This window comes from Terriglobales bacterium (assembly GCA_035567895.1).
In the GTDB taxonomy this organism is placed as follows: domain Bacteria; phylum Acidobacteriota; class Terriglobia; order Terriglobales; family Acidobacteriaceae; genus Gp1-AA112.
The window spans coordinates 1-24,244 of record DATMPC010000085.1 but is presented as its reverse complement, the minus strand read 5'-3'; the positions used below and the strand labels follow the sequence as shown (position 1 = coordinate 24,244).

General features: G+C 55.8%; 24 protein-coding genes and 1 tRNA gene. 11 read left to right on the top strand and 14 right to left on the bottom strand.

The genetic code is table 11. From position 1 onward, the window contains the following. Positions 1-2: 2 nt before the first annotated feature. A complete protein-coding gene (locus VNX88_17205) occupies positions 3-881 on the top strand; it encodes an MqnA/MqnD/SBP family protein (GenBank protein HWY70409.1) in 879 nt (292 codons plus the stop codon). Here the strand turns inward: VNX88_17205 and VNX88_17200 are convergent. The 3 genes from VNX88_17200 to VNX88_17190 all read right to left on the bottom strand — a co-directional run bounded on the left by VNX88_17200 (position 878) and on the right by VNX88_17190 (position 5,419). Then, positions 878-1,825 (bottom strand): hypothetical protein, encoded by a 948-nt coding sequence (locus tag VNX88_17200; protein ID HWY70408.1) that lies wholly within the window; start codon positions 1,823-1,825, stop codon positions 878-880. The two genes, VNX88_17205 and VNX88_17200, sit on opposite strands and share 4 nt — an antisense overlap. Further along, positions 1,825-4,338, bottom strand: coding sequence for a leucine--tRNA ligase (gene leuS / locus VNX88_17195; protein HWY70407.1), 2,514 nt, complete (start codon positions 4,336-4,338; stop codon positions 1,825-1,827). The genes VNX88_17200 and leuS overlap by 1 nt, the downstream gene beginning before the upstream one ends. Before the next feature lie 151 nt (positions 4,339-4,489). Next, positions 4,490-5,419: a deoxyribonuclease IV gene (locus tag VNX88_17190; protein HWY70406.1), complete on the bottom strand. Its 930-nt coding sequence runs from the start codon at positions 5,417-5,419 to the stop codon at positions 4,490-4,492. Positions 5,420-5,552: 133 nt separating this feature from the next. On the opposite strand from VNX88_17190, the gene aroF reads away from it, so the two are divergent. The 3 genes from aroF (at position 5,553) to VNX88_17175 (ending at position 8,540) form a co-directional block, all read left to right on the top strand. Beyond that, positions 5,553-6,638, top strand: a complete 1,086-nt coding sequence (aroF, locus tag VNX88_17185) for a 3-deoxy-7-phosphoheptulonate synthase (protein ID HWY70405.1) — start codon at positions 5,553-5,555, stop codon at positions 6,636-6,638. Between the two features lie 84 nt (positions 6,639-6,722). Further along, positions 6,723-7,931, top strand: coding sequence for a beta-propeller fold lactonase family protein (locus VNX88_17180; protein ID HWY70404.1), 1,209 nt, complete (start codon positions 6,723-6,725; stop codon positions 7,929-7,931). 192 nt (positions 7,932-8,123) lie between these two features. After that, positions 8,124-8,540, top strand: a complete 417-nt coding sequence (locus VNX88_17175) for an NlpC/P60 family protein (GenBank protein HWY70403.1) — start codon at positions 8,124-8,126, stop codon at positions 8,538-8,540. Between the two features lie 36 nt (positions 8,541-8,576). Here VNX88_17175 and VNX88_17170 read toward each other — a convergent pair. Beyond that, positions 8,577-8,652: transfer RNA gene (locus VNX88_17170), tRNA-Lys, on the bottom strand. A 100-nt stretch (positions 8,653-8,752) separates the two neighbouring features. Next, entirely contained in the window at positions 8,753-9,256 is a 504-nt protein-coding gene (locus VNX88_17165) for a prepilin-type N-terminal cleavage/methylation domain-containing protein (GenBank protein ID HWY70402.1), read from the bottom strand. Positions 9,257-9,517: 261 nt separating this feature from the next. Here VNX88_17165 and VNX88_17160 point away from each other — a divergent pair, with 261 nt between their 5' ends. Next, a complete protein-coding gene (locus VNX88_17160) occupies positions 9,518-10,519 on the top strand; it encodes an NAD(P)H-quinone oxidoreductase (GenBank protein HWY70401.1) in 1,002 nt (333 codons plus the stop codon). 36 nt (positions 10,520-10,555) lie between these two features. Here the strand turns inward: VNX88_17160 and VNX88_17155 are convergent, their stop codons facing one another. The 3 genes from VNX88_17155 to VNX88_17145 form a co-directional block, all read right to left on the bottom strand. Beyond that, positions 10,556-10,708, bottom strand: a complete 153-nt coding sequence (locus VNX88_17155; GenBank protein ID HWY70400.1) for a DUF3309 family protein — start codon at positions 10,706-10,708, stop codon at positions 10,556-10,558. A 9-nt stretch (positions 10,709-10,717) separates the two neighbouring features. After that, on the bottom strand, positions 10,718-11,287 hold the full coding sequence (locus tag VNX88_17150; GenBank protein ID HWY70399.1) for a GNAT family N-acetyltransferase: 570 nt from the start codon (positions 11,285-11,287) through the stop codon (positions 10,718-10,720). Between the two features lie 101 nt (positions 11,288-11,388). Continuing rightward, positions 11,389-12,813 (bottom strand): tetratricopeptide repeat protein, encoded by a 1,425-nt coding sequence (locus VNX88_17145; protein HWY70398.1) that lies wholly within the window; start codon positions 12,811-12,813, stop codon positions 11,389-11,391. A gap of 417 nt (positions 12,814-13,230) precedes the next feature. On the opposite strand from VNX88_17145, the gene VNX88_17140 reads away from it, so the two are divergent. After that, complete coding sequence (locus VNX88_17140; protein HWY70397.1) at positions 13,231-13,953, top strand: hypothetical protein; 723 nt, start codon at positions 13,231-13,233, stop codon at positions 13,951-13,953. Between the two features lie 70 nt (positions 13,954-14,023). On the opposite strand, the gene VNX88_17135 is transcribed toward VNX88_17140, so the two are convergent. Next, entirely contained in the window at positions 14,024-14,734 is a 711-nt protein-coding gene (locus VNX88_17135; protein ID HWY70396.1) for a hypothetical protein, read from the bottom strand. A gap of 178 nt (positions 14,735-14,912) precedes the next feature. Then, positions 14,913-16,034, bottom strand: coding sequence for a type IV pilus twitching motility protein PilT (locus tag VNX88_17130; GenBank protein HWY70395.1), 1,122 nt, complete (start codon positions 16,032-16,034; stop codon positions 14,913-14,915). A gap of 193 nt (positions 16,035-16,227) precedes the next feature. Here VNX88_17130 and VNX88_17125 point away from each other — a divergent pair, with 193 nt between their 5' ends. Beyond that, on the top strand, positions 16,228-17,553 hold the full coding sequence (locus VNX88_17125; protein HWY70394.1) for an NAD(P)/FAD-dependent oxidoreductase: 1,326 nt from the start codon (positions 16,228-16,230) through the stop codon (positions 17,551-17,553). Between the two features lie 35 nt (positions 17,554-17,588). On the opposite strand, the gene cutA is transcribed toward VNX88_17125, so the two are convergent. Further along, positions 17,589-17,906: a divalent-cation tolerance protein CutA gene (gene cutA / locus VNX88_17120; protein ID HWY70393.1), complete on the bottom strand. Its 318-nt coding sequence runs from the start codon at positions 17,904-17,906 to the stop codon at positions 17,589-17,591. Between the two features lie 285 nt (positions 17,907-18,191). On the opposite strand from cutA, the gene VNX88_17115 reads away from it, so the two are divergent. Then, positions 18,192-18,557: a septum formation initiator family protein gene (locus VNX88_17115; protein HWY70392.1), complete on the top strand. Its 366-nt coding sequence runs from the start codon at positions 18,192-18,194 to the stop codon at positions 18,555-18,557. A gap of 124 nt (positions 18,558-18,681) precedes the next feature. After that, positions 18,682-19,737, top strand: coding sequence for a 6-phosphofructokinase (locus VNX88_17110; protein HWY70391.1), 1,056 nt, complete (start codon positions 18,682-18,684; stop codon positions 19,735-19,737). A gap of 28 nt (positions 19,738-19,765) precedes the next feature. On the opposite strand, the gene VNX88_17105 is transcribed toward VNX88_17110, so the two are convergent. Then, entirely contained in the window at positions 19,766-20,710 is a 945-nt protein-coding gene (locus VNX88_17105) for a hypothetical protein (protein HWY70390.1), read from the bottom strand. Positions 20,711-20,854: 144 nt separating this feature from the next. After that, the gene (tsaA, locus tag VNX88_17100; GenBank protein ID HWY70389.1) at positions 20,855-21,301 is read right to left on the bottom strand and encodes a tRNA (N6-threonylcarbamoyladenosine(37)-N6)-methyltransferase TrmO; all 447 of its coding nucleotides are present in this window, start codon (positions 21,299-21,301) and stop codon (positions 20,855-20,857) included. Between the two features lie 762 nt (positions 21,302-22,063). Here tsaA and VNX88_17095 point away from each other — a divergent pair. Further along, the gene (locus VNX88_17095) at positions 22,064-23,245 is read left to right on the top strand and encodes an alkaline phosphatase family protein (protein HWY70388.1); all 1,182 of its coding nucleotides are present in this window, start codon (positions 22,064-22,066) and stop codon (positions 23,243-23,245) included. Between the two features lie 120 nt (positions 23,246-23,365). Further along, the gene (locus VNX88_17090) at positions 23,366-23,863 is read left to right on the top strand and encodes a GNAT family N-acetyltransferase (protein ID HWY70387.1); all 498 of its coding nucleotides are present in this window, start codon (positions 23,366-23,368) and stop codon (positions 23,861-23,863) included. A 159-nt stretch (positions 23,864-24,022) separates the two neighbouring features. Here VNX88_17090 and VNX88_17085 read toward each other — a convergent pair. After that, on the bottom strand, positions 24,023-24,244 hold a 222-nt coding region (locus tag VNX88_17085), incomplete at its 5' end, for a hypothetical protein (GenBank protein HWY70386.1).

Here is a 24,244-nt window from a genome sequence, read left to right as displayed (position 1 = left end):
CCATGTCCAGCTCCGTTTCGTCCATCTCCACCGGTTCCGTGTCGGTTCAGCCTCGCGAGATTTCGGTGGCGCACAGCCCAGACTCCGACGACGCTTTCATGTTCTACGGCTTGGCGACGAACAAAGTCCTGGTTCCCGGCTTGAAGTTCACGCATACGCTCTCGGACATCGAGACCTTGAATCGGAAGGCTCGCGAAGCGTTCTACGACCTGACCGCCATCTCCTTTCATGCCTATCCGTACCTGCAGGATAGCTATGCGTTGCTGCCTAACGGCGGAAGCGTGGGCGAGGGCTACGGTCCAATGATCGTCGCCAACCGGGACTACACGGTCGAGGAGCTAAAGTCCAAGAAAATCGCTGTCCCGGGAACGCTTACAACGGCATACCTGGTCCTGAAGCTGTTTGCGCCGGAGATCCAAACCGAAGTCGTTCCTTTCGATCAAATCATTCCCCAGATTCTCAACGGACGATTCGAAGCGGGGCTGATCATCCACGAAGGCCAGCTCACCTACGGGAAGGCAGGCTTGAAACGCATCGTGGACTTCGGCAAGTGGTGGCGCGAGGAAACCGGACTGCCGCTGCCGCTGGGAGGAAATGCGATCAAGCGCGATCTGGGCCCGGAACTCATGCACGAAGTTTCTGTCGCCTTGAGGGAAAGTATTCAGTACGCACTCGATCATCGCGATGAGGCGCTCGAATATGCCATGCAGTTCGCACGCGACCTTGACCGACAGCTCGCCAGTCGATTTGTAAGCATGTACGTAAACGAGCGCACTCTTGACTACGGTCAGGAAGGTCGCCAGGCGATCACTCGATTGCTGGAAATGGGATACGAGCGCGGAATTATTCCACACCGCCCGCGTGTGGACTTTATCGATTAGAACGAATTAGGTGGCACAGGCGTCCCCGCCTGTGCCATGGCTGTTCTTGGGTCTGCATGCGAGAACACCGCCGAGGGCAGCTGTGACACGGGTTCATCCCGCAGCCTTCGAAATGCGACCAGTCTCGTCATGTACAAGAAGTCGGCAACCAGGAAATAGAGCAACGAGATCGCGAGCAGATCGGCAACAAGGATTCGAGCATTTGTAATTACGCTGCTGACCGCCAGCGACAAGAGAACTGCAACCAGCAACAATCCACCGCGCAAGATTCCGTTGACGATTGAGATCTCCAGCAGCTCATCACGTCGCGACCGGATGAAGCTGAGGGTGCTCAGAAGGCATTGAGTCCAGGTAGGCTCGGGTCTTAGTGGTACCAAAGACAGAAACCAATTCGACGTTGACCACACACCCACAATCACGAGAAATGCCAAGCATAGAATTGTAGACATCAGGCCGAGGTCTGGCGCGCCACTCCGCGAGGTCGCCGATCCAAGCATGGCGGCAAACATCCCTGCGATGAACCACGCTGCGATACTCGCAAGCGCAAGCATGGCGCGAATTACGCTCAGGACGAAGCAGACTTGCAGGCTTGCTCCCGGCTTGAGAGCAGGTCGGGCGAGCGTAGCGTAACGACCGAGAGCACTGATCAGCACCCAGATTACGGTCAGGAGCAGTCCGGCAGCGAAGGCTACACGCCACAGGAGCGCACCCATCGAAGCGATGCCTTCCACGATGTTTTGAGCCAGTTGCAATGGATTCAGCGTAGCCATGGCTTGCAGCCTGCGCGGATCAACGCTAACGCTGTCCAGGATGAGAAATGTTGAGACTGCTGCAACGAGAACAGCGATGGCGCCGAAGCTCCACCGCCATCCTATTTCGGTCAGCAACAAAGCGGGATCGTGGCCTATTTCCCGAATGCCCTCAAGCAGTCCATTGCGAGACATCAACGAGCCACGATGTTCACAAGCTTGTTGGGCACAACGATCACTTTGACGATCTCTTTCCCGTCGAGCAAGGCGCGAATCTTATCGTCGGCCGAGGCGCGCGCACGGACTTCCTCGTCATCGAGCCCGGCGGGCACGACAATGCGAGATCGATTCTTTCCGTTGATCTGGATGGGAATCTCAACCTGCTCTTCTCGTGCCAATTCGGGATCAAACTTCGGCCAGGGTTCCCGGAGCAACTGCGACCTTTCGCCGAACGTCTCCCATAACTCTGACGCCAGGTAGGGGGCGAACGGCGCCAGCATTAGCACCAGCGTCCGAAGAGTGGACGACACCTGCTTCGCGGGAATCGCGCCAGACGCAATTTGCCCCTCAGCGGCCGTGATCGCGTTCACCAATTCCATGATGGCAGCGATTGAGGTGTTGAAGTGCCAGCGTCCTTCAAAGTCGGTGGAGACTCTGCGAAGTGTCTGGTGCAACTTGCGTTCAAGATCTCGTGCAGCCGACGAAGGAGCCGAGGATGCTTTGCCCGAGAACTCGGCATACTTCATCACCAGCCGGTAAACCTTCGCAAGAAAGCGGCTGACGCCCTCGACCCCATTCTCCTGCCAGTCGAGATCCCGGTCGGGTGGAGCAGCAAAGAGCGAATAGACACGCGTGCTGTCTGCCCCATAACGGGACACCATGTCGTCAGGAGATACAGTGTTCCCCCTGCTCTTCGACATCTTGGCGCCGCCCTTGATCACCATGCCCTGGGTGAACAAGCGCTCGATAGGCTCAGAATTCTTGATGAGCCCAAGATCTCGCATGGCCTTGGTCCAGAAGCGCGAGTAAATCAGGTGCAGAATTGCGTGCTCTACGCCGCCAATGTATTGGTCGATCGGAAACCAGTACTCGACAGCTTTGGAATCCAGAGCCGCAGTGGCCAGCTTCGCGTTCGTGTAACGGTAGAAGTACCAGGACGAGTCGACAAACGTGTCCATAGTATCGGTCTCGCGTCGAGCGCCGCCCTTGCACTTCGGACATTTCGCATTCACGAACTCGGGCACGCGGGCCAAGGGCGAACCGCCCTGCTGCGTGATCTCCACGTTCTCCGGCAACAGGACTGGAAGATCCTTCTCCGGAACTGGAACGATTCCGCACTTATCGCAGTACAGGATCGGGATCGGAGTTCCCCAGTAACGTTGTCGCGAAACGCCCCAATCGCGTAAGCGATAGGTCACCGTTTTCTTGCCGAATCCTTTTTCTTCGGCAAAGCGCGTCATCCGCTGAATAGCTTCCTCGTTGCCGAGGCCGCTGAACTCACCTGAGTTGATCAGCAAGCTATCCATTGCGGTATAAGGCAACACAGGTTCTTTCTCCTCGCCCTGATCGTGGCGACGGGGCAAGATCACTATGCGTATGTCGATGTCGTACTTCTTCGCGAACTCGTAGTCACGTTCATCATGCGCCGGCACCGACATGACTGCGCCCGTGCCATATTCCATCAGGATGTAATTCGCTACCCAAATGGGAATCTTCTCGTTGTTGAAAGGATTTACAGCGTAGCGTCCGGTAAAGAAGCCACGCTTCTCCGCTTCACCAAGAGCGCCAGCATCGCGAGCAGCGCGCTGTTCAGCCACGAGCTCGTCCAACTTCGTAAGCAGTTCAGGATCACTACCAATCAACTTCGAAACAACCGGATGTTCCGGCGCAAGCTGGATCGATGTCGCGCCAAAGATCGTGTCAATGCGAGTCGTGAACACCGTGATCTTCTCGCGGGAATCAGCGACTTTGAAGTCTACCTGCGCGCCCTCGCTGCGGCCGATCCAGTTGCGCTGCATGGTGCGCACCTTCTCCGGCCAGCCTTCGAGTTTGTCGAGATCACGAAGTAATTCGTCTGCGTAGTTAGTAATGCGCAAGAACCATTGCTCGAGATCGCGCTGCTCAACAAGAGTTTCCTCGTGACGCCAGCAACAGCCATTCACGACTTGCTCGTTTGCGAGAACCGTCGCGCACTCTGGGCACCAGTTCACTTTGCTCTTGCGCCGATATGCCAATCCGCGTTCGTAGAACTTCAAAAAGAACCACTGATTCCAGCGGTAGTAATCAGGCAGACAGGTCGTGACCTCGGTGCTCCAGTCATAAGAGAATCCGAGGCGATTCATCTGCCGCTTCATGTTGGCGACGTTGTTCAGCGTCCACTCGCGCGGCGGCGTGTTGTTCTTGAGCGCCGCGTTTTCGGCGGGCAAACCAAAGGCATCCCATCCCATGGGATGAAGCACGTTGTGGCCCTTCATCCACATATAGCGCGCGAGCGCGTCGCCGATGGCGTAATTGCGCACGTGTCCCATGTGCAGTGCGCCGGAGGGATACGGCAGCATTTCGAGCACGTAGTACTTCTTGCGCGCAGAGGCTACGGGCTCTGCACGATAGAGGTCTGGCTGCTGTTGCCAGCGCTGATGCCACTTCGACTCGATACGCTGCGCGTCGTACCGCTGCTCGCGGTCAGACGGCTGCTCGGTACCATTCAATACTTCCGTTTTCTCCTGACTGGACATGGGAATATTTGATTTTACGTGTTTTGCCGCTTTGGGCGAAGTGCGTGCTAGTTAGTCGGTAGAGCCCTGCTTCCTGGTTGTCGCCACCAAATTGATGCTTTATGGGCAGTCTTGGAACCAAGAATCAGTCAGCCACCAAATTCTTCAACGCATCGACATTTCGCTGATCGTCGCCGGGCTCGTCGATAGGAGTCTCGGCGATGAATGCTGCTTGAGCAGTACGCGGATCGTTCAGCAAGCGCCGAAAAGGTTCGAGTCCGATTTTGCCCTTACCGATATGCTCATGACGATCGAGCCGAGATGCGCGTGCCGATTTGGCATCGTTGCAATGCCACACGGGAATGTTCTTTAGGCCGATGGTGTTTTCGAGATACTTCATCGTGTACTCGAAGCCTTCAGGAGATACGATGTCGTAACCGGCAGCATGCATGTGACATGTATCGATACATGCCGCCACTGGTACGACCGGCCGCAGACGTTCCACCAGTTCCGTCACTTGCTCGAAGGAGCTGCCCAACGAGTACTCTGCTCCAGCCGAGTTCTCGATTAGGACCTTGAAGCCACAGTCTTCAAGATCGAGGCCATTAGTCGCTTTCTGAATCGACTCTGCCGCCCGGGCGAGTCCTTCTTCCCGCCGCAGTCCACGATAGGATCCGGCATGAAGTACCAGGTACTGCGCTCCCAGAGCCAAAGCGCGTTCTACTTCCCCCCGAAACGCCTCGATAGACTTGTCGAGAAACTGTTGCGTCACACTTGCAAGGTTCACCAAGTAACTCGTGTGAATCACCAGCGGCGCAATTCGGTACTCTTCCCTCAGTCGGATCATCTCCTCGCACTGCGACTTCGCGAGCTGATACGCCTTCCACATGCGGGGAGACGAGGAGAATATCTGGAACGTGTTGCATCCCAGCCGGTAGGCGCGCTCTGCAGCCGTCTCAACCCCTCCGGATGTGGAAGTGTGAATACCAATTCGGCGTGATGTTAGCCTCGGAGGCTGGGTGGGAGCCGGCTGTTTAAGAATGTCCCGGGACTCCTGTTCCCACTTCGTCGGCATAAGCCGAGCATAGCAGGCGGTTAACCGTCAGGCGGTGCCGCTGCAATGGGATCCCCTAGCAACACGCGCAGTAAAATTGCCGCCATTCTCTGGAATTCATTACACTGGCACTTACCTTCTCAGGAGACCTCGAATGCTTGTTGTGATGCAATCCCATGCAACCGAAGATCAAGTGCGCGAGGTTTGCCGCAAGATCGAAGCTCTGGGATTGCGCGCGCACCCTATTCCCGGAGCTCAGCGGACCGCCATCGGCATCACCGGCAATCAAGGCGCTCTTGAGGCAGGCAGCCTGGAAGAGATGCCGGGTGTTGGCGAAGTCATTCGTGTCAGCAAACCATACAAGCTGGTAAGCCGCGACTTGAAGCCAGACACTACCGTCGTTCGCTTCCCGGACAGCCACGTGACAATCGGTGGGAAGGATATTGTCATCATGGCGGGCCCTTGCTCCATCGAGTCTCGCGAGCAGGCGCTTACTGTTGCCGAACAAGTTGCAAACGCCGGAGCACACTTTCTCCGCGGCGGAGCCTACAAGCCCCGTACCTCGCCATACTCATTCCAGGGATTGGGGGAAGAAGGTCTCAAGATCATGGCGGAGGCGCGAGAGCGATTCGGCCTGCTGATCGTCACCGAGGCCGTCGATAACGAATCGCTGGATCTCGTCGAAGAGTATGCCGACATGATCCAAATTGGCGCGCGTAACATGCAGAATTTCTCGCTCCTGAAACGGGCTGGTCGTGCGCGTAAACCTGTATTGCTCAAGCGAGGGATGTCGGCGACCCTCGAGGAATTCCTCATGGCGGCGGAGTACGTGATGAGCGAGAGCAACTACAACGTCGTGCTCTGTGAGCGCGGTGTGAGGACCTTCGCGGATCACACACGCAACACTCTCGACCTCAGTCTGATACCAGCCGTACAGCGGCTCAGCCACTTGCCGATTCTCGTCGATCCGAGCCACGGAACCGGAAAGCGAAACAAGGTCTTACCGATGGCACGGGCTGCGGTCGCGGTTGGAGCCGATGGACTGATTGTGGAAGTTCATCACGATCCAGATCACGCGCTAAGCGACGGGCCCCAGTCGATCATTCCACAGCAATTTGTGACATTGATGTCCGAGGTCAGTCAAATCGCCGCAGTTCTGCATCGGGGAGTGATCGCGCCAGTACACTCCTCCGCGGCATATGCGGAACAAGCTTCTTCACGTCCGGCGGCTGCGAGGTAGTCAAGCGTATAGCTGCTACACTTTCTGCTTCGGCTTCTTCCCATCCAAGTGCTCTCTCATTCCAAGCGGTTACTTAGCCTGACGGTGCTCGCTCTTCTATGCGCTGGCGGATGCACGCAAAAGCTGCCGAACTATCCTCCGGCCTATCGGGAGTACGCATATGTAACGAATGGCAAGAGCAACAGCGTTACCGTTTTGGATATGCGCAACTACAACTCTGTGGCGACGATTCCAGTCGGAAACAATCCGTCAGGCGTCGCCGCTAATTCGCAGAAAAACGAAATCTATGTCGTGAATACGGCGTCGAATTCCCTGAGCGTGATAGACGCTGAGCAGAACAAAGTTATTGCCACTCTCGGACTAGAGCGCACGCCGTATTTCGTCGACGTGTCAGCTGACGGCACGCGAGCCTACGTCGCGAACTCCGGATCGAACAGCGTCTCGATCATCGATATTGCTCAACGCCGCGTTCTGCGGAATGTCAGGGTCGGACAAGGCCCAGGGGAAGCCCGCGTCTCCCTCGATGGAAGGACAGTTGTCGTAACCGAGCGCCTCGGGGATTCCGTTTCGGTCATCGATGCCGAAAAAATGGCGGTGCGCTCTTCGATTCCCGTCTGCAAGCAGCCGACCGACGTTGAGATTCTGCCCGATTCGGGAAAAGCCTTTGTGGCGTGCAGCGGATCCGGACAGGTAGCGGTCATCGGCTTAAGTATGGGCGAGCCCGACGTGCCGACTCAGGCCCCAAGGCAATCAGGAACTGCCTCTCGCAGAACAGAATCGACAGTAAACAGAGAATCTGGAATTGCAAAAGCGGATCGCCTGCTGTCCATTCTGGACGTGGGGTCCACGCCGGTTCATCTCGCCCTCAAGCCCGATGGCGGTGAGATCTTCGTCAGCAATTTCGGCGCGAACACGATGTCAGAGATCATAACTAGCACAAACGAGGTGGGAGCTACCTACCTCATCGGCGCTGGACCGGTTCGCGCTTTGGTGAGCGCCGACAACTCCACTCTCTACGTCAGTAACTTCAATTCCGACACGGTCTCGGTTTACAACATTGACGACGGCAAACTTGTCATAACGGTACCAGTGGGGCGTCGTCCAGATGGGCTGGCTCTCTCGCCCAATCAGAACTTTCTGTTCGTTGCAGATACCGCCGCTGGCGACGTAAGCGTGGTCCGAACTGCGGCTAGGCAGGGAGCGGTGTTGCTCACTATCATCCCGGTCGGTCAGCAACCGAACGCGATCGCGGTAAAGGCATTTATTCTGCGCAAACCGCCAGCCGCGCAGTAATTCAACCCCAAATCAGCTTCTCTCGATTCCCCCCTGCACGCGCTTACAAATGCGCATCGAACTTTTTTCAGTCCTTGACTTTTTCAGCTAATGAGAAGTTCGAACATACTAGCAGCGCCTCTGCTTCTCGGACTCGTTCTATTGCTCCCCAGCGGCACCGCTGCGCAATCAGACCAGCCGGGCGAGGAATCCATGCGAACTCAAGCGACAGAGCAGTTGGTCGGGCTTGGTCTTCAGATTCAGAATACGTCTCTCGACTGCTCCCACTTTGTGAACTCGCTGTTCGATGCGATCGGGCTTAGTTATGACTACCAGCCATCCCGTGTGCTCTACAGCGGAACTGAGGCATTCAAGCGCACTTTTCGACCGCACACCGGCGACTTGATTGTCTGGCCCGGACACGTGGGCATCGTTGTAGATCCGCGGGCAAAGACATTCGTCAGCGCGCTCCGCACTCGCGTAAGGGTTGCCACGTACACCTCTCGCTATTGGAAACGGCGGGGACATCCACGATTTCTTCGCTACAGCCTACCGATCACTCCAACGATTGCTTGGCAGATCGGCAGTGGGAGCGAGGGTGAACTTGCAAACAAGTCCGGAATGAATTAATTCCAAAGGGCATTAGAGCGCGGGTATCGAAAGGTATGGTGAGCGCGGCAGGATTCGAACCTGCGACCCACGCCTTAAAAGGGCGTTGCTCTACCAACTGAGCTACGCGCCCACTAGTTCCAATCTATCATGGGCAATCTTTGTTGGAGGGTAGCGCAAGGCAGGACCGCTCAGCCAAATAGGGCTGCTGTTCTGCAGCAACTCGGATGCATTTACTGGATAGGACTATCGTTCGAAGTGGCCGACTGCGACGGATTCGCGCGAATCACTCCGCTCTGGTCGGTAAAGAAACTGCGATTACCGGTTTGCCCACGGCTTGCTGGATCGGCCTGTACTGAAAACCCAACGTTCAGTGATGAGTTTGGCATTGGTACATACGTAAAGTAGTACCCAGACTTTGGTGTTCCCGCCGTAGTCGCATTTGCCAATACACCATCGATCTGGCAAGCGCTGTCCAGTTTGGGTGGAGTGCAGCCCTTGGAATCACCGAGGTCCTGCAGCAGATTGGAAAAACCTAACGCGCCAGGATTGCTCCATCCTGCCGAGTAGTATGCGGCCTCCGCGGTGAAGATCGTGTGCAGGCTGGATACAGCTGATGCCTCATTGGCGGCCATTTTCGCGCGCAACAAATTAGGAATCGCGATGGCCGCGATGATAAGGATGATCGCGACAACGATCAGCAACTCAATTAACGAAAATCCTTCTTGCCTTCGCATGTCGCTACACCCTTCTAAACAGTCGTACAGTCAGGTCGCACCAGTATGTATCGCACCTGACGTTCCAATCACCAAAATTCTGCGTTGCGGCTCAAAGTTGCAAACCGAAGCTACGTATCTCACTTACAAACAATAACTTACACATACTGATCCGAAAGAACCTCGGGCAGCAATGAAACACCGGATAAGGAAATGTGACATTTTTTGTCATTTCATCAAAGCGAGATTTGTCACATTCAAATACTGTATTCAGCCGAGGCCATGAACACGGAACAAATGCTTGCGGCAGTTATTAGCCGACCGGGAGGACCGGAGGTTCTGGAGCTGCGCACAGTGCCTCGGCCTCAGCCTGAATCCACCGAAATTCTTGTGCGTGTTCGCGCCTCAGCACTCAACCGGGCAGACCTATTACAACGACGCGGGCACTACCCAGCTCCACCAGGCGCACCAACCGACATTCCCGGACTCGAGTTTGCGGGAGAGGTGGAGCAGATCGGCTCGGTCGTTCAGCTCTGGAAACCTGGAAACAGAGTCATGGGTTTGACGGGAGGAGGTGCTCACGCCGGGTACCTGGTCGCGCACGAACGTGCAGTGATGGAGATCCCTCGCAGTCTTACTTGGGAACAAGCTGCCGCGATTCCGGAAGCGTTCATCACAGCACACGACGCTCTGTGGATTCAGGCCGCGTTGCGCGCGAATGAGCAAGTGCTGATCCATGCAGTCAGCAGCGGAGTCGGACTCGCAGCTCTCCAACTCACGAGAGCAATGGGCGCGATCCCTTCTGGTACATCCCGAACTGCCGACAAATTGGTGCGCGCGAAGGAATTTGGTCTCGAATCGGGATTTCTTGTGCCCGCTAGCCCCACCACGGAAGAAGGCAGAAAGTGGGCCGCGGACCGAGCCTTCGACGTTGTGCTCGATCTCGCAGGCGGCTCTTATCTCAATGCAAGTTTGCAAGCTCTCGCACACCGTGGACGAATCGTGTTGATTGGCACGATGGCAGGCGCGAAGAGCGAGATCGATCTCGGCCTTATGCTGGGCAAGCGAGTACGAATGATCGGAACCGTTCTACGCGCCCGTCCGCTGGAGGAGAAGATCGCAGTCACGCGCTCATTTGCGCGTGAGGTTCTTCCCTTTTTCGAAAGTAAGGTCCTGCACGTTGTAATCGACAGTGAATTCCCATTCCAGGATATTCGCAAGGCTCATGAGCGGATGGAGTCGAATCAGACCTTTGGGAAGATCGTACTGCGAATGAGCGATTGACAAAGCAGCTTCAGTGCTGAGAGGGAGATTTCGCCACTATACCAAGCGCAGCAAGTAAAGAATCAGCACGATAAGCAGAATGGTTCCGAGCGCCCCGCTTGGACGGTAGCCCCAGCCTCGGCTGTACGGATAAACCGGAGCTGTTCCCAAAGCCAGCACCAGCAGAATTATAAGAAGAATCAGAATCATCTCGTGTCCTCAAGAACTCTGATTCGGTTTGCGTGACGCAGGTTGGCGTGAACGCCACTCTTCGGCAGTAATCTCCCATATTTCAGTGGGAAGCCGTCCAGACACATAATCATGTTCTTTCAGAGCAACCACACGCATCCCCTCTCTTTCCGAAATACACCGAGATGCGGTATTCGCGACTGCCTTTGGAACGCGCAGAACGGGAAACTTCAGCGTATTGAACCAGTAGTCTGTGACTACCTCGCATGCTTCGGTCATCAGGCCCTGTCCTTGCCATGGCAGTCCCAGCCAGAAGCCACGATTCACTCCCTCGCTTTTCATCAGACCGATACTTCCGATCACCTGAGTCGGAGCGCTCTTTAGCGTCAACATCCAGTGCCAAGCATCGCCTCGTTCCATCGCTGGGAGAGCCACGTTCCGGCAAAACTGATAAGCCCCATCCGGCGGATAAGGCCAGGGAACCGCCGCCGTCAAGTAACGGACGACCTCCCATTTAGGGAACAACAGTTGTATTTGTTCGGCGTCGGCAAGTTCCATAGGACGCAATATAAGCCTTGCAGTCTTGAGGGTGGGAATCATAAGAGCTGAAATGCTCTTGTGGGCACAGCCGACCGCAGGTATGGGTTTGCCATGACCAACACGGTCGAATACTGTGCCACAAGAATCCGAACAATTTATTTCTAGTGCGCCGGTGGATGCGTCATTATCCGCGATGGATCGAGCATCCCGTCAGCTCCACTGGTGAGCGAGACGAAGTCAGGATCGTGGCGCAGCGAAAGAAACACAGCATCTACGCGCGCCTCCATCATCTCTTCGGAACGGACCGCCTGAAAACGTTCGTATTCGAAGAAGTGCCGCTTCAGCAGCGCGAGCGCTTTATCGCGGTCCCCAGTTTGGGCATAGATTGCAGCAAGATTGTAAGAGGCAGGCAGCAGCGCCTCATTTTCCCGAGCGATCTTCAATGCGTCGTCGCCTTTCCCATTTCCGGCCATAAATGCAGCTGCAAATACCAGGTTGTAGGCGTCATGAGGATCGAGAGCTAATGCTTGTTCAATGTAAGCGTCCGCCTTCGCCTGATCGCCTTCGGAGTTCCAGTACACGGCCAGATTGCGGTATGCCAGCGCCAGCGGATACGTCTCGACAGAACGCTCCATCAGCGAAAGTCCCTTGGCGAAGTCTCCTTCGTGAATCGTCATCTTTCCGAGTCCGTGCAATGCCACAGCTCGCGACATCGGATCAGACTGCATAGCCAAAATCGAATCAAATACCTTGCGCGCCTTGTCCCATTCACCGGTGTAGTGACGATAAGCCTCTCCGAGATACCGCAGCGGCGTTGGATCAGCCGGATCCATATCGCGCGCCTTCTGGTAAAGCTGAATCGCGTCCAGATACCTTTCATTCAGTTCTGCCTTTAGCCCAGCTTCCATTGTGCGTTCGATGAGTGCGCCCTTCTTTGGATCGGAAACCGGCGCGTCGGGAATCTCGCCTACCTCAACGCCGAGCTTCTTCAGCTCCTTAGCAGCCTCCTTTGCCTTTTTGGGAAACATGCACTTCTGTTCGGCAACGCCGCGATAGAGCGGAATTGCTTTGTCCTTATCGGATTTCGCCGTCTCCTTGGCGGCGCGGAGCTGATTGTCCAGAGCGTCTTCGCGCTTCTTCATCTCCGCGCCGAGAAGCTTCTCAACATCCTCCACATTCAACCTCCCCTTCTTGTTCTCCAGCTTGCCGACGATGCTCCCCTCAGACGTCGCCAGCACCGCGACAGGCAACACATCCTCGGCGGCGAACTTCGTTCGAAACGGGGAACTTGGATCAGCCACTTCCATGGATACGCACTGCGCCGCATATAGAGAGAGCGGCCGCGACACGCGCAAACTGGAGTTCTGCAGTTCCTGCTGCGAAGAGGGAAACCAGTACAAGACGAGTCCAGTGGCAGCAGAAGCATCGGCGGGCCTCGCCACCTTCCATGGCACGTAGTAAACCTGAGGCTGTATTCCACCGCCACCGGCGCCCGGAGCCATGCCTCCCATGCCGCCTCCGCCACCACCACCGCAGGTTGCCGAAGCAGTCGGAAGCAGGAGGAAAGCGATCACGAGAAGAGACAAGGAGCGAAGCCAACGGGATCTCATAGTTGGAAGAAATATAGGGGACTCAAACCCGAAGTCAACGCAGGAGTCACTGACAACTGTGCAAGGGTGGGATGAAGTGCTGTCGAAGACTCTTTGGTTGCGAGGCTCTCCAATTCAGTCTTCATGCTGGTTGAGGAGACTGCGGTCTGCCGGAATAAATGGATCGACGGCCTCGCGGCTCGAGACTCAGAGGATTTCCCTAAACGCCAGTTTAGGAAACGCCTACACGCGCAAATGAATCTGATTTCCGAGCAAAATTTACACCCTCTATGCGACTAAGCCCTTTATTTTCAATGCGCAGACTTGGTAGGGCGCTTGCTCTCTTGAAAATAAGGCCGCGCCTTCGATTGCGTCGGCTCAACGCCCCAGTGAGTGATTTTGAGGAGAGGTTAGATGAAGTTCCCCCGTTTTATGTCCGACGCAGCTGTAGCAATGCTGTTCGTGGTCACTTCGGTAGGCTGCAGCAAGCAAATGAGCACGACCACGGCTGGTTCTGCCAACGATCCGGTTGTGACGCAGCCAACGCAAACTGCGCAAGCGGTTCCTTTTTCCGTCAAGAACGACGCTACTGACGCAAGCAACAAAGGCACTAAGTCTCTTGTGCCGCAGGAAGTCGTGATTCCTTCGGGAACTGCGATCACAGTGCGTCTGCAGAATGCCGTTTCCAGCGCAACCTCCACGCCGGGGGATCAATTTGCCGCAGTTCTCGATCAGCCTATCGTTGTCGACGGAGAGACCGTAGCACCCACAGGCGCGCAGGTCACCGGGCGCGTGGTCGCAGCGCGGCGCTCCGGACGGCTAACGCATCCTGGATATCTACGCATCGCGCTGGCTTCAGTTATGTTGAATGGCAAAGCGATTCCGGTGCAGAGTTCGAGCGTGATGGTGGCTGGCGCCTCGCACAAGAAGCGAAACCTGGCATGGATCGGAGGCGGGGCAGGTGGCGGAGCGCTGATTGGAGCGATTGCTAGTGGCGGAACTGGCGCGCTCATCGGAAGTGCCATTGGCGCAGCAGGCGGAACAACGGCCGCATACACCACAGGCAAGAAGGACGTGGGATTCGGTCCGGAACGTCGCTTGACCTTCCGGCTTACACGTCCCGTAACAATCGCCTAATTTCCTCCCCCAATGAGCCCAGGTTGGCAAACCGCCGATCTGGGCTCTTTTCTGCTCGAAGATTTCTGGGCTATTCCAGTTTGATCCACGTGGCTCGCGCCTTCGCACAGATCTGAGCGCTGGAATCATAGAGCGCGGCTCCCGCATGATGCTTGCGACCTTCGCTGCCGGTTGACCAACTCATGACCACGTATGGACGATCCGGATAGACCGGCGCTAGCTGCTCGACAGCAAGACGTCCGGTAACGAGAGTTCCCTTCCACGGAAACCCTGCCGCAAATCCTGTTGGACAATCCATCGCGGCCCAGACAAACTCCGGACGAACCACAACACCGCCGCTGGTCAGCGATGAATCGGGAATCCATGGCGCAGCGAACACCACGCCATCCGCGTTCGCTGGTGGCAGGCGTCCGGGAAATATCCGCAAACCATCTCCTGCCTTTCGCTCAGGACCGCAGGTGAAGCAGGTAGGAAACGGATGATTGATAAACGCCGGCGAAGTCGACGAGGCTCGGTGGGCCTGGTCGAAGGGCGTCGCCGCATGGTCGGCGATGTCGATCGTGGTTTGGACAGCCTCAATGATCAGCTCGGCGCCGTCCAGCAAACGGGCACTACGATCAGAGACCTCGGTCTGCAATTCACGTTCAAGTGGAATCGGCTTTCGCAGAGTGCATTCACACGCACCGGGCAAAAGAGACGCAAGCGTTCCTGAACTGTATCCGCCATTGCCGCTGTCCGGTGGCCCACAAAATCGGCGGGCAATTCTGATGGGTGAGGACATTCAGCTGCAGAATAACAGGAGGAATCGGGTGAAGTAAGAATCGGGGTGATTTCATGATTTGGTGATTTCGCGATTTCAATCACCCAATCACGAAATCACCAAATCACAAAATCGGCTGTTACTTCACCCGATCAGCCGATGGCCCGATCACCCGATTTCTCGAGAGCCCGTGGGACGCCTATCTTCCAAATCCCGCCGCTTCCATCTGCTCGCGCGCCGCTTCGGCTGTTGAGCCAATTCCCTGCACTTTCAGCTTGAAGTCGTCGGGGTTGGTCGCGTTTTCGAGCGCTACTTCGTAGGTCACCAGTCCCTGCTGATAAAGATCGTAGAGCGATTGGTCGAAGGTCTGCATGCCATACTGTGACGTACCGGCGGCGAGGGCTTCGCGGATCATGCGTGTCTTTTCGGGAATCGTGATGCACTCGCGAATGAACGCTGTTGAGAGAAGTACTTCGACTGCCGGGACACGGCCATTTCCGTCGGCTTTGCGCACGAGCCGTTGACTGATGACGGCTTTGATCGTCGCGGCAAGCTGCATGCGCACCTGCTTTTGTTCCGGTGGTGGAAAGACAGAGATGATACGGTTGATGGTTTCTACCGCGTCCAACGTGTGCAAGGTCGAGAACACCATATGGCCGGTTTCGGCCGCGTGAAGCGCCGTCGAGATCGTTTCCAGGTCACGCATTTCGCCGACGAGAATCACGTCTGGATCCTGACGCAAGCTGGCGCGAAGCGCCGATGCGAACGATGGCGTATCGACTTCCACTTCGCGCTGATTGACAAATCCACGCTTGTCGCGGTGCAGAAATTCGATTGGATCCTCGATGGTAATGATGTGCTCGGGTCGCTGCGCGTTCACGCGATCGATCATTGCGGCAAGCGTGGTTGACTTACCCGAACCAGTTACGCCCGTAACCAGTACGAGCCCGCGAGCTTCGTCGCAAATCTTCTCGATGATCTTCGGCAGGTATAGCTCTTCGAGCACGCGGATCTTAGTGGGAATCACGCGCAGTACCAGTCCCACGTTGCCGCGCTGTTGGAAGACGTTCACACGGAAGCGCCCCAGGCCGGCAACGCCGTAAGCCATATCGAGTTCGGCGGTTTCTTTGAATTTCTGCTTTTGCCGGTTCGACATCATGCTGAAAGCCATGTTCAACATGTCTTCCGCCGAGATGCGGGGCTGCTCGCCGAGCGAAACCAATTCGCCGTCGATGCGGATGTGCGGGAAGTTTCCAACTTTCAGATGCAAGTCGGAAGCTTTGCGATCCATGGCTATACGGAGCAGGTCATCGATGTTCATCGTTTATCCTTGCCGGTCGGAAACTTTGCCTGATTTGTTCTCTCGCCGGCGCCGCTGCGGGCAACACCGAGAAAGTTTTTCCCAGTGTGAGCTTGGCGAAAGGTAGCATGCTCCTATTGCATACACAATGAGGCTCGCTACTTAGTAGTTACTTTCGGTCACGTCCGGCGAGTTGAAACATCTAATAGGCGTTATGAGGAATACCGACCAGCAAAGGCGTCCTCGCGTTGTAGTCGTCGGCGGCGGCTTCGGCGGCCTTCAGGCAGCACTGGGACTCGCGAAAACAGATGTCAACGTCACAATTCTGGATCGCAAGAATCACCACACCTTCCAGCCTTTGCTGTATCAGGTGGCGCTGGCAGCGCTGTCGCCGGCAGACATCGCTGCTCCCATCCGCAGCGTAGTGCGCGGCAAAAAGAATGTAGAAGTGCTGATCGGGAACGTAGTTAGTTTCGACGTCGAGCATCGCCGCATTCGCCTCGAGGAAGGCGACGAGATTCCGTATGACTATCTTGTGATCGCTGCTGGAGCCACACACTCCTATTTTGGACGCGATGATTGGGCGCAGTTCGCTCCCGGCTTGAAGACACTCGAAGACGCAACCGAGATTCGTCGCCGCGTCCTGTTGGCCTTCGAACTTGCCGAACGCGAGACGCTTCTCGATAGGCAGCACTGTCCACTGAATTTCGTGATCGTTGGGGCTGGGCCTACCGGCGTTGAATTGGCAGGCGCCATTGCTGAAATCTCGCGCCACGTCCTTACCCAAGACTTTACCGCTATTGATCCGCGGCGATCGCGAATCGTCCTGCTGGAAGGTGGATCACGCGTCCTGCCAGCATACACCGAAGATCTCTCAGCCAGTGCGCAGAGACAGCTCGAGCACTTGGGCGTCGAGGTACGAACCAATACGATGGTGACGAACATTGAACCAGGACTCGTATGGGTTGGAGACGAGAAGATCGAGGCTGCCGTCATCCTGTGGGCCGCAGGTGTAAAGGCCTCGCCCCTTGGTCAGGCACTAGGCTGCAAAATCGATCGCAGTGGTCACGTCATCGTCAACGACCGATTGAACGTCGAAGGACATCCAGAAATCTTTGTTATAGGCGACCTCGCGCACTTCGAGCAGAACGGCGCGCCGGTTCCCGGCGTCGCTCCGGTCGCCATCCAAATGGGGCAATATGCAGCGAAAGAAATTCGCCGCCGTGTACAGAACAAACCTAGTCAGCCGTTCAGCTACTGGGATAAAGGCAGCATGGCAACCATCGGCCGCACGAAGGGCATTGCCCAAATTGGCAAGATCCATCTCTCTGGATTCCTCGCCTGGGCAGCCTGGCTATTCATCCACCTCATCTACTTGATCGGCTATCGCAACCGCTTCTTCGTCCTGCTGAACTGGGGCTGGCAGTATTTGAGCTGGCACTCGGGAGCACGCCTCATCACCGGCAGTGACCGGCTCCCGGGATGGCATTCTCACCACGAGACGGAAACACCCGAGCAAAAGAAGCAGGCAATGGGATAGCGGGTGTACATTCCCTTTGTGGGACGCTCGATTTGCTATCGCACGGAATCGGCGATCCACTTCAGATATTCCACGCTGCCGCCGTCGATGCTGACCTCGATGGCTTCCGGTAAATCGTAAGAGTGGAGCTCGCGGATGCGCGCCATCACCGCTGCGGATCGGGAGCCAGTGGTCTTTATCAGCAGTAGGAATTCCTGAGCACTCTCGACTTTGCCCTGCCAGCGATAAACGGAGTCGATCGGGCCAACAACGTTCACACATGCAGCCAGCTGGGCCTCCACCAGAGCCGTAGCGATTCGCGAAGCTTCTTCCCTTGATCCAGCCGTGCTGATCACCAGCTTCTCATCAGACATTCTCTTACCATCACCATTTTCCGCTACAAGAGCAAGCCGAACCCGCTCTGCTGCAAAATCGTGGCAAATTCGCCTGAACACATTGCAAGAATTTTCTAGTGAACCGTTTGGCAAAGTTGGTTCCTTTTTTCGATGCCCGAGAACTTCCGCTTGACGGCCGGACTGAAAGAGACGTTCACTAGAAGGGTGGCCACCGATGTTACAGATTTTTCAGCATCTAAGCTTGCAAACGCCGGCGGTCTTCGCGGCTTTGAAACTGTGAGTTGAGGGTGGTCAAGAGAAGCAATGCCAAGAGTTAAAGAAATTCTGGAAGCAGTTGCCGCAAAGCTCTATCAAACACGCCGCAAAGGCGCGACGCTGCTCCTTTGTCTGATTGCAGCCTGGGTGGCTTATCACGTAGTCTTCGGCGCAAACGGCACGATGGTCTATGCCCACAAGCGCGAAGAACATCGCGCGCTGAACAAGGAGATCCAGGAACTCAAGCAGGAAAACGAACACCTCGCGCATCACGTCGACGGATTAAAGAATGACCCGAAGACGATCGAGAAGGAAGCGCGCGAGCAGCTTCGTTATGCGCGTCCCGGAGAGGTGATCTACACCTTCCCACAACCTGTCCGCAAACCATCCATGGTCACCGCCGAGAAACGCTGAAGCTGCGGCGCGGATCAATCGACTTCGTGTAGTCATCTGATTTAATAATTAATCTGATTAAATAACTAAGTCTGCCATCCATTCATCACGGTCCACATGCTGGACTTGCTTGCGGAGAAATTAAATGAGAATTGGCATCCTCACTGGAGGGGGCGATTGCCCGGGTCTAAACGCGGTCATTCGCGCCGTGGTTCGCAAAGGGATCTTTCACCATAAAGATGAGTTTATCGGCTTCCTCGAAGGCTGGCGCGGCGTGATGGAGGACCAGACCATGAAGCTCACACTCGACGCCATCGCCGGTATTCTTCCGCGCGGGGGAACCATCCTGCGCACGTCACGCACGAATCCCGCAAAAAAAGAGGGGGGTATGCAGCGTTGCCTGGACACGCTGCAGCGCCACAACATTGAGGCGCTGATCGCGCTCGGTGGCGACGACACGCAGTCGGTTACTTACAAGCTGCAGGAGATGGGATTCAAAGTTGTGGGCGTGCCCAAGACGATCGACAACGACCTCAGCGGCACCGACTTCTGTTTCGGGTTCGACACCGCTGTGAACATCTCCACCGAAGCCATCGACCGTGTGCACACCACGGCGGAGGCGCACAACCGCGTGATCGTCGTTGAAGTCATGGGACGCGACTCCGGCTGGATCGCCATCTACAGTGGCATCGCCGGCGGCGCTGATGTAATCCTGATCCCCGAGCGCCCGTTCGATCTCAACGAAGTTGCCGAGACCATCGCTCAGCGCCACGCTCGCGGACGCTATTTCAGCGTCGTGGTAGTTGCCGAAGGCGCCCGTTTGGCTGCAGGCATCGACGAACAAATCGTTGCCGAAAAGGGAAAGAAGGACGAATTCGGACACGTTCGCCTCGGAGGCATCGGCACCATCCTCGCCCAGGAACTCGAGAAGCGCACCGGCTTCGAGACCCGCGCCGTCGTCCTTGGACACATTCAAAGGGGCGGCTCGCCCACGGCCTTCGATCGCATGTTAGCCACTCGCTACGGCATCGGCGCCATCGACGCAGTCCACCGCAACGACTTCGGCAAGATGGTTGCCCTGCGCGGAACCGACATCGTCACCATCCCGCTGAAAGAAGCACTCTCGCGCACACGCACTGTGGGACAAGACTTGATCGACGTGGCCCTGGGCCTGCGCGAGCCAATGAACAAGGTTGTGTAGTAGAAACGTCTGCCGAAACGGCAGCAATTCATTTTGGTCCAACCGTGGAAGAAAAGGCCCTGCCGATGCTGCGGGTTGCGCTCCCCAGAGCTTTGACGGTGTTTCTGTAGCTTCGTTTCAGCGCATTGCCGGTAGAGTCTTGGCCAACCGAGATGGCACTCGCAGTACTGTGGCCGCTGTTCGCTAGCGCATCTGCCGTCAACCCACTTATCGCAATTGTCCCCTGCATGGGATGTTTGCCCGGATTGAACCAGGCAATGTCTGTAGCTGGCAGACTATTGAGACGACTAATCGCGGTAGCTGGAAAATCGGTGCTATTCATCCTGGCTGCGAGCGGCCATCCGTTCGACATGATCCAGAGTGAGCCGTTCATGGGGTGATCGGGCTCCCCAAGGTTGACGATCTGGCTGATGAACAGCGGCGTCGTTTCCAGACACACATCGCCACCGCATCCACGTTCGCAGAGTGTCTCATTTAGAAACGAAGCGTGCTTGCCAGCTGATATCCACACGGTTGCTCCGTGATTTTCCGCACCAAGAGTTGAAGCGCGGCTGATTTGACTGACATCGCAGACAGTGTTCTGGTGGGCGGCTGCATACCAATAGACCGCTCTCCAAGTGGCGGACGATAGATCGTTATTGGAAGCCTGCACCAGGACCGAGACATGTTCGGCATCCAGCGGATGGCCGTGGGCTCCGCAGTCTTGCTTCCAAAGATGGTAGAAGTGAATTTCCGCACCATGCTCCGAAGCGCTGCTCGTCTTTACCGGAAAGACTTCGCCATAGATGGTGCCGTTTTCGGTCTGCACCGTGGGGGAGAGTATCCCGGAAGCGAACTGCGCTGGAAGGGAAGAGCACTCCTGGCTGCTGATCATGAAGGTCGGCGCGAACTGAGTCAGGAGAGCCTGCTCGACAGCATCGTTGATGCCATCGGAATCAGAGTCACTGGCGGTCGGTAATCCCGCCTGTGCCATTGACGGCCATGGAGTACATATCAAGAAGAGAAGCGAGACGATGAGGTGTAACTGATGTTCGCGGGAGGGCCTGGATCGACTGGGGAGCACCGCTCGCATTATAGCGACAAGATTTGAATCAGAGGAGTGTAGGCAATCCTGTTGTCACCTCTGTCGCGCTTCAACCTCGGCTAGCCAGCCGCGACGTAGATTTTCGGAAGGAACGCTCGAGAGATAGGGTTTGATATCGAGAATCGGCGTGTTATCGATCATATCGACTCCGTTGACATGCAGTTCGACGCCGTTGCGGCGACGAAGCTCGACGACGGTCAGGCCAATTGGGTTCGGACGGCGGGGAGATCGGGTCGCAAACACGCCATGCGGACGGGTATCGAAGGGCGGACTCGCGAACAGCTCGAAATCACGCGAACGATCAAACTCCCACAGGACGATGAGATGGGAAAAGCCCTCGATGTCGGTGAGTCCAGGCTCAAACTCCGACAGGATGTCGAGCACACCATCAGCGTCGTGCTTAGCTCCGGGACCCTTCGGAACCTCGCTTGTGTTTTGGTAGGGACTTCTCACAAATCCAATGGACCGCGACGTAAACATGGGGGGAAAGGCCTCCATTCCGATACTAGTTGGTTCCTCGTTAGGTTACGTCCAAACGAGTGGTCGCCCTCACATTTTAGGAAAACGAAAATTCGACGACTGTGTTCAAAGCAGCAGGAGGATCCATGCTTAATCGGCTGTTTCACAAGGGTACGCTGCTGGGACTTGCCGCTTTGCTTTTGTTAGGAAGCGTCAGCGCAGCCGCTGAAAATCGGTGCGAACAACGCATTCGCAACGCAGAGATGCACTTGCAGCAAGCCGTTCAACGTCATGGGCCGCACAGCAGACAAGCGGAAAAGAAGCGACGGCATTTGGAACAAGTTCGAGCCACTTGCCACCGCTAATGTCTCGTCATCCGCTTCACGAGAGGAAACGGTCCATCCTTTTCCTCTCTTTTTTTGTTAGTAATTCTTCGGCTGGGTCATGCTGAACCAGTTGCCGAAGGGATCTTTGAAGATCGCTTCCACGCCGTAGAACTGATCTTTCGGCCTCAGAGACAAACTCCCACCCCTTTGGTTCCCAATGTGGCGCTTTGTGTGAAGATAGGTTAAGAGATGTAATGAACAACTTGCATTCCCATTAACAGACTGCGACTTAGTCCCGTCCTAAGTATCCCCGTCATCTAAAACTAATCTGCTGGTCATCGTTTTGAAAGATACGCCTGCTATTCCAGTAAGTCCGGGTGCGCGATCCTTCTCAAGTTCATTTAAGTGATCTGAAACGGACAAAGCGCATGCCGGAATCTATCTCTGGAGCGTATCAATGTCGCACGTCAGATCTCTCCGCACGCTGGGCATGCTTGCCCTATTAGCAGCATTGGGCAACCTAAACGCCAGTGCGCAGGAACTCAAAAAAGTATTTGTAATCGCAATGGAGAATCACAACTGGACACAGCCAGCGAATCAGTTCACGGGTGGGATCCAGCAGATTTATCAGAATCCGGCAGCACCATACATCAATAGTCTGGTGAACGGAACTTCAGACATCAGTGACCAAGTTGCCTATGCAGCGAACTACCACAACGTCCTAGCGACTCCCACTGGAAATAATCCGAAGATCCATCCTTCCGAACCCAACTACATCTGGGCTGAGGCCGGCACAAATTTTGGCGTGCTCGGCGACAACGACCCTTTCGTTGGAAATCCTCCGCCGAACCAGACCACACCTCTGCACTTGAGCAATCTTCTGACTCAAGCTGGAAGAACATGGAGGTCGTATCAGGAGGACACCGATTTGACTCCGAGCAACAGCGGACTCATCAACGTTCCCTTGCCGCGGGATCAGTGGACTGTGCCGCTGAGCAGTCTTTCCGGGGTCTTCGCTGCTGGCAGCTTCAATCAATTCGACGGTTCAAACCAGTTTAACTACGCCCCGAAACACAATCCCCAAGTCTTCTTCACCGACACCAACGGCGGGAACGACGCGAGTGCCGAGAATCCGCTATCGCAACAGTACGCGCCGCTGCAGCAGTTCTTTGCCGATCTGGACAGTGACACTGTGGCTGACTACAACTGGATCACGCCCAACCAATTCAACGATCAGCACAGCACGCTCAACGGGGGATACAAAGGGCTGACCGGCGATCCGGCGAAAATCCTGCAGGGAGACGATTTCCTGAGGCAGGTGGTTCCCGTGATCATGGCGTCACATGCTTACATAGATAATGGGGCGATCATCATCTGGTGGGATGAATCAGAGAAGTCGAGCTCGACAGAAACCACCGCAGATGACTTCAGTCACACAATCGGCGAGATCGTCATCTCCAAGCACGCTCACAAGAACGTGAACGGCCTTCCATATGCCAGCCCGGTCAATTTCACACACTCCTCCGATTTGCGCACCATGCAGGAGATCTTCCACGTCGGACCGCCGTTCCTGGGTGATGCCGCCAACGCCAACGATCTTTCTGACTTGTTCCAGCCGGGCGCGATCCCGAAGAAGTAAGGAAACTCGCAGAGCCACTGCCATAACTGCACAGGGCTTTGACGGCGCAGAGATCGAAAGAACCAACGATCTCTGCGCCTTATTATTTAGGAGACCGGAATTCTTCGCTGGCACCGACTCATGATCGCGCTTGAGCGAATCACATCGCAGAATGCTCTCGTCTTCAAAGCGGTTCGACTTCGTGCGCTGCAGGACACGCCGAGCGCCTTCGGTTCGACGTATGCAAAGGAGTCTCAACTCACCGATCCAGAATGGGTCAAACGCGCGAACAATCTGACTGGCGAGAAATCGATTGGGTTCATCGCAATGGACGCCGGCGCTTCCTGCGGCATTGCTTGCTCTTTTCTCGATCAGGATGACGCAACCCAAGCTCAGCTCATCTCCATGTGGACAGCTCCCACACATCGCCAGCGGGGCATCGGTCGTTTGCTGGTGAATGAGATTCTTGGCTGGGCTCACGAACGCAAGGCTCGGACATTGCGATTGATGGTGACCTGTAATAACGAACCGGCGATCAAGTTCTATGAGCGCTTAGGATTCACGCTGACGGGGCGGACCGAGCCGTATCCAAACGATCCGGCTGTGATCGAATATGAAATGTCGCGGCCGGTTGTTTGAGCGCTCGCGCGACCGTCGATTTCAAGCAGCCCACTCTCGAGTGGCCAGTGAAGTTGAATAAGTAGGCGTCAGCAGACAGAACACCGATCCCGTTAACCAGCGCTGATAGGATTTCATGCGGTAACATTCCCCATGGAGAAAATCCGATTTGCGCTTGTCTTAGTGGCCGGACTTATACCTGCCTTGACCCATTCCCAATCTGGGCCTTCCAGCAAGCCGGAGTTTGATCACTCCACCGTATACGTGCGTGATCTGCAGAAGGGTGCGGAGTTCTACGAAAAGGTGCTTGGCCTGGAGAGGATATCCGAGCCTTTTAAAGACGGCAGGCACGTCTGGTTCCGGATCGGTGCTCACGATCAGCTCCACGTCGTTTCGGGCGCC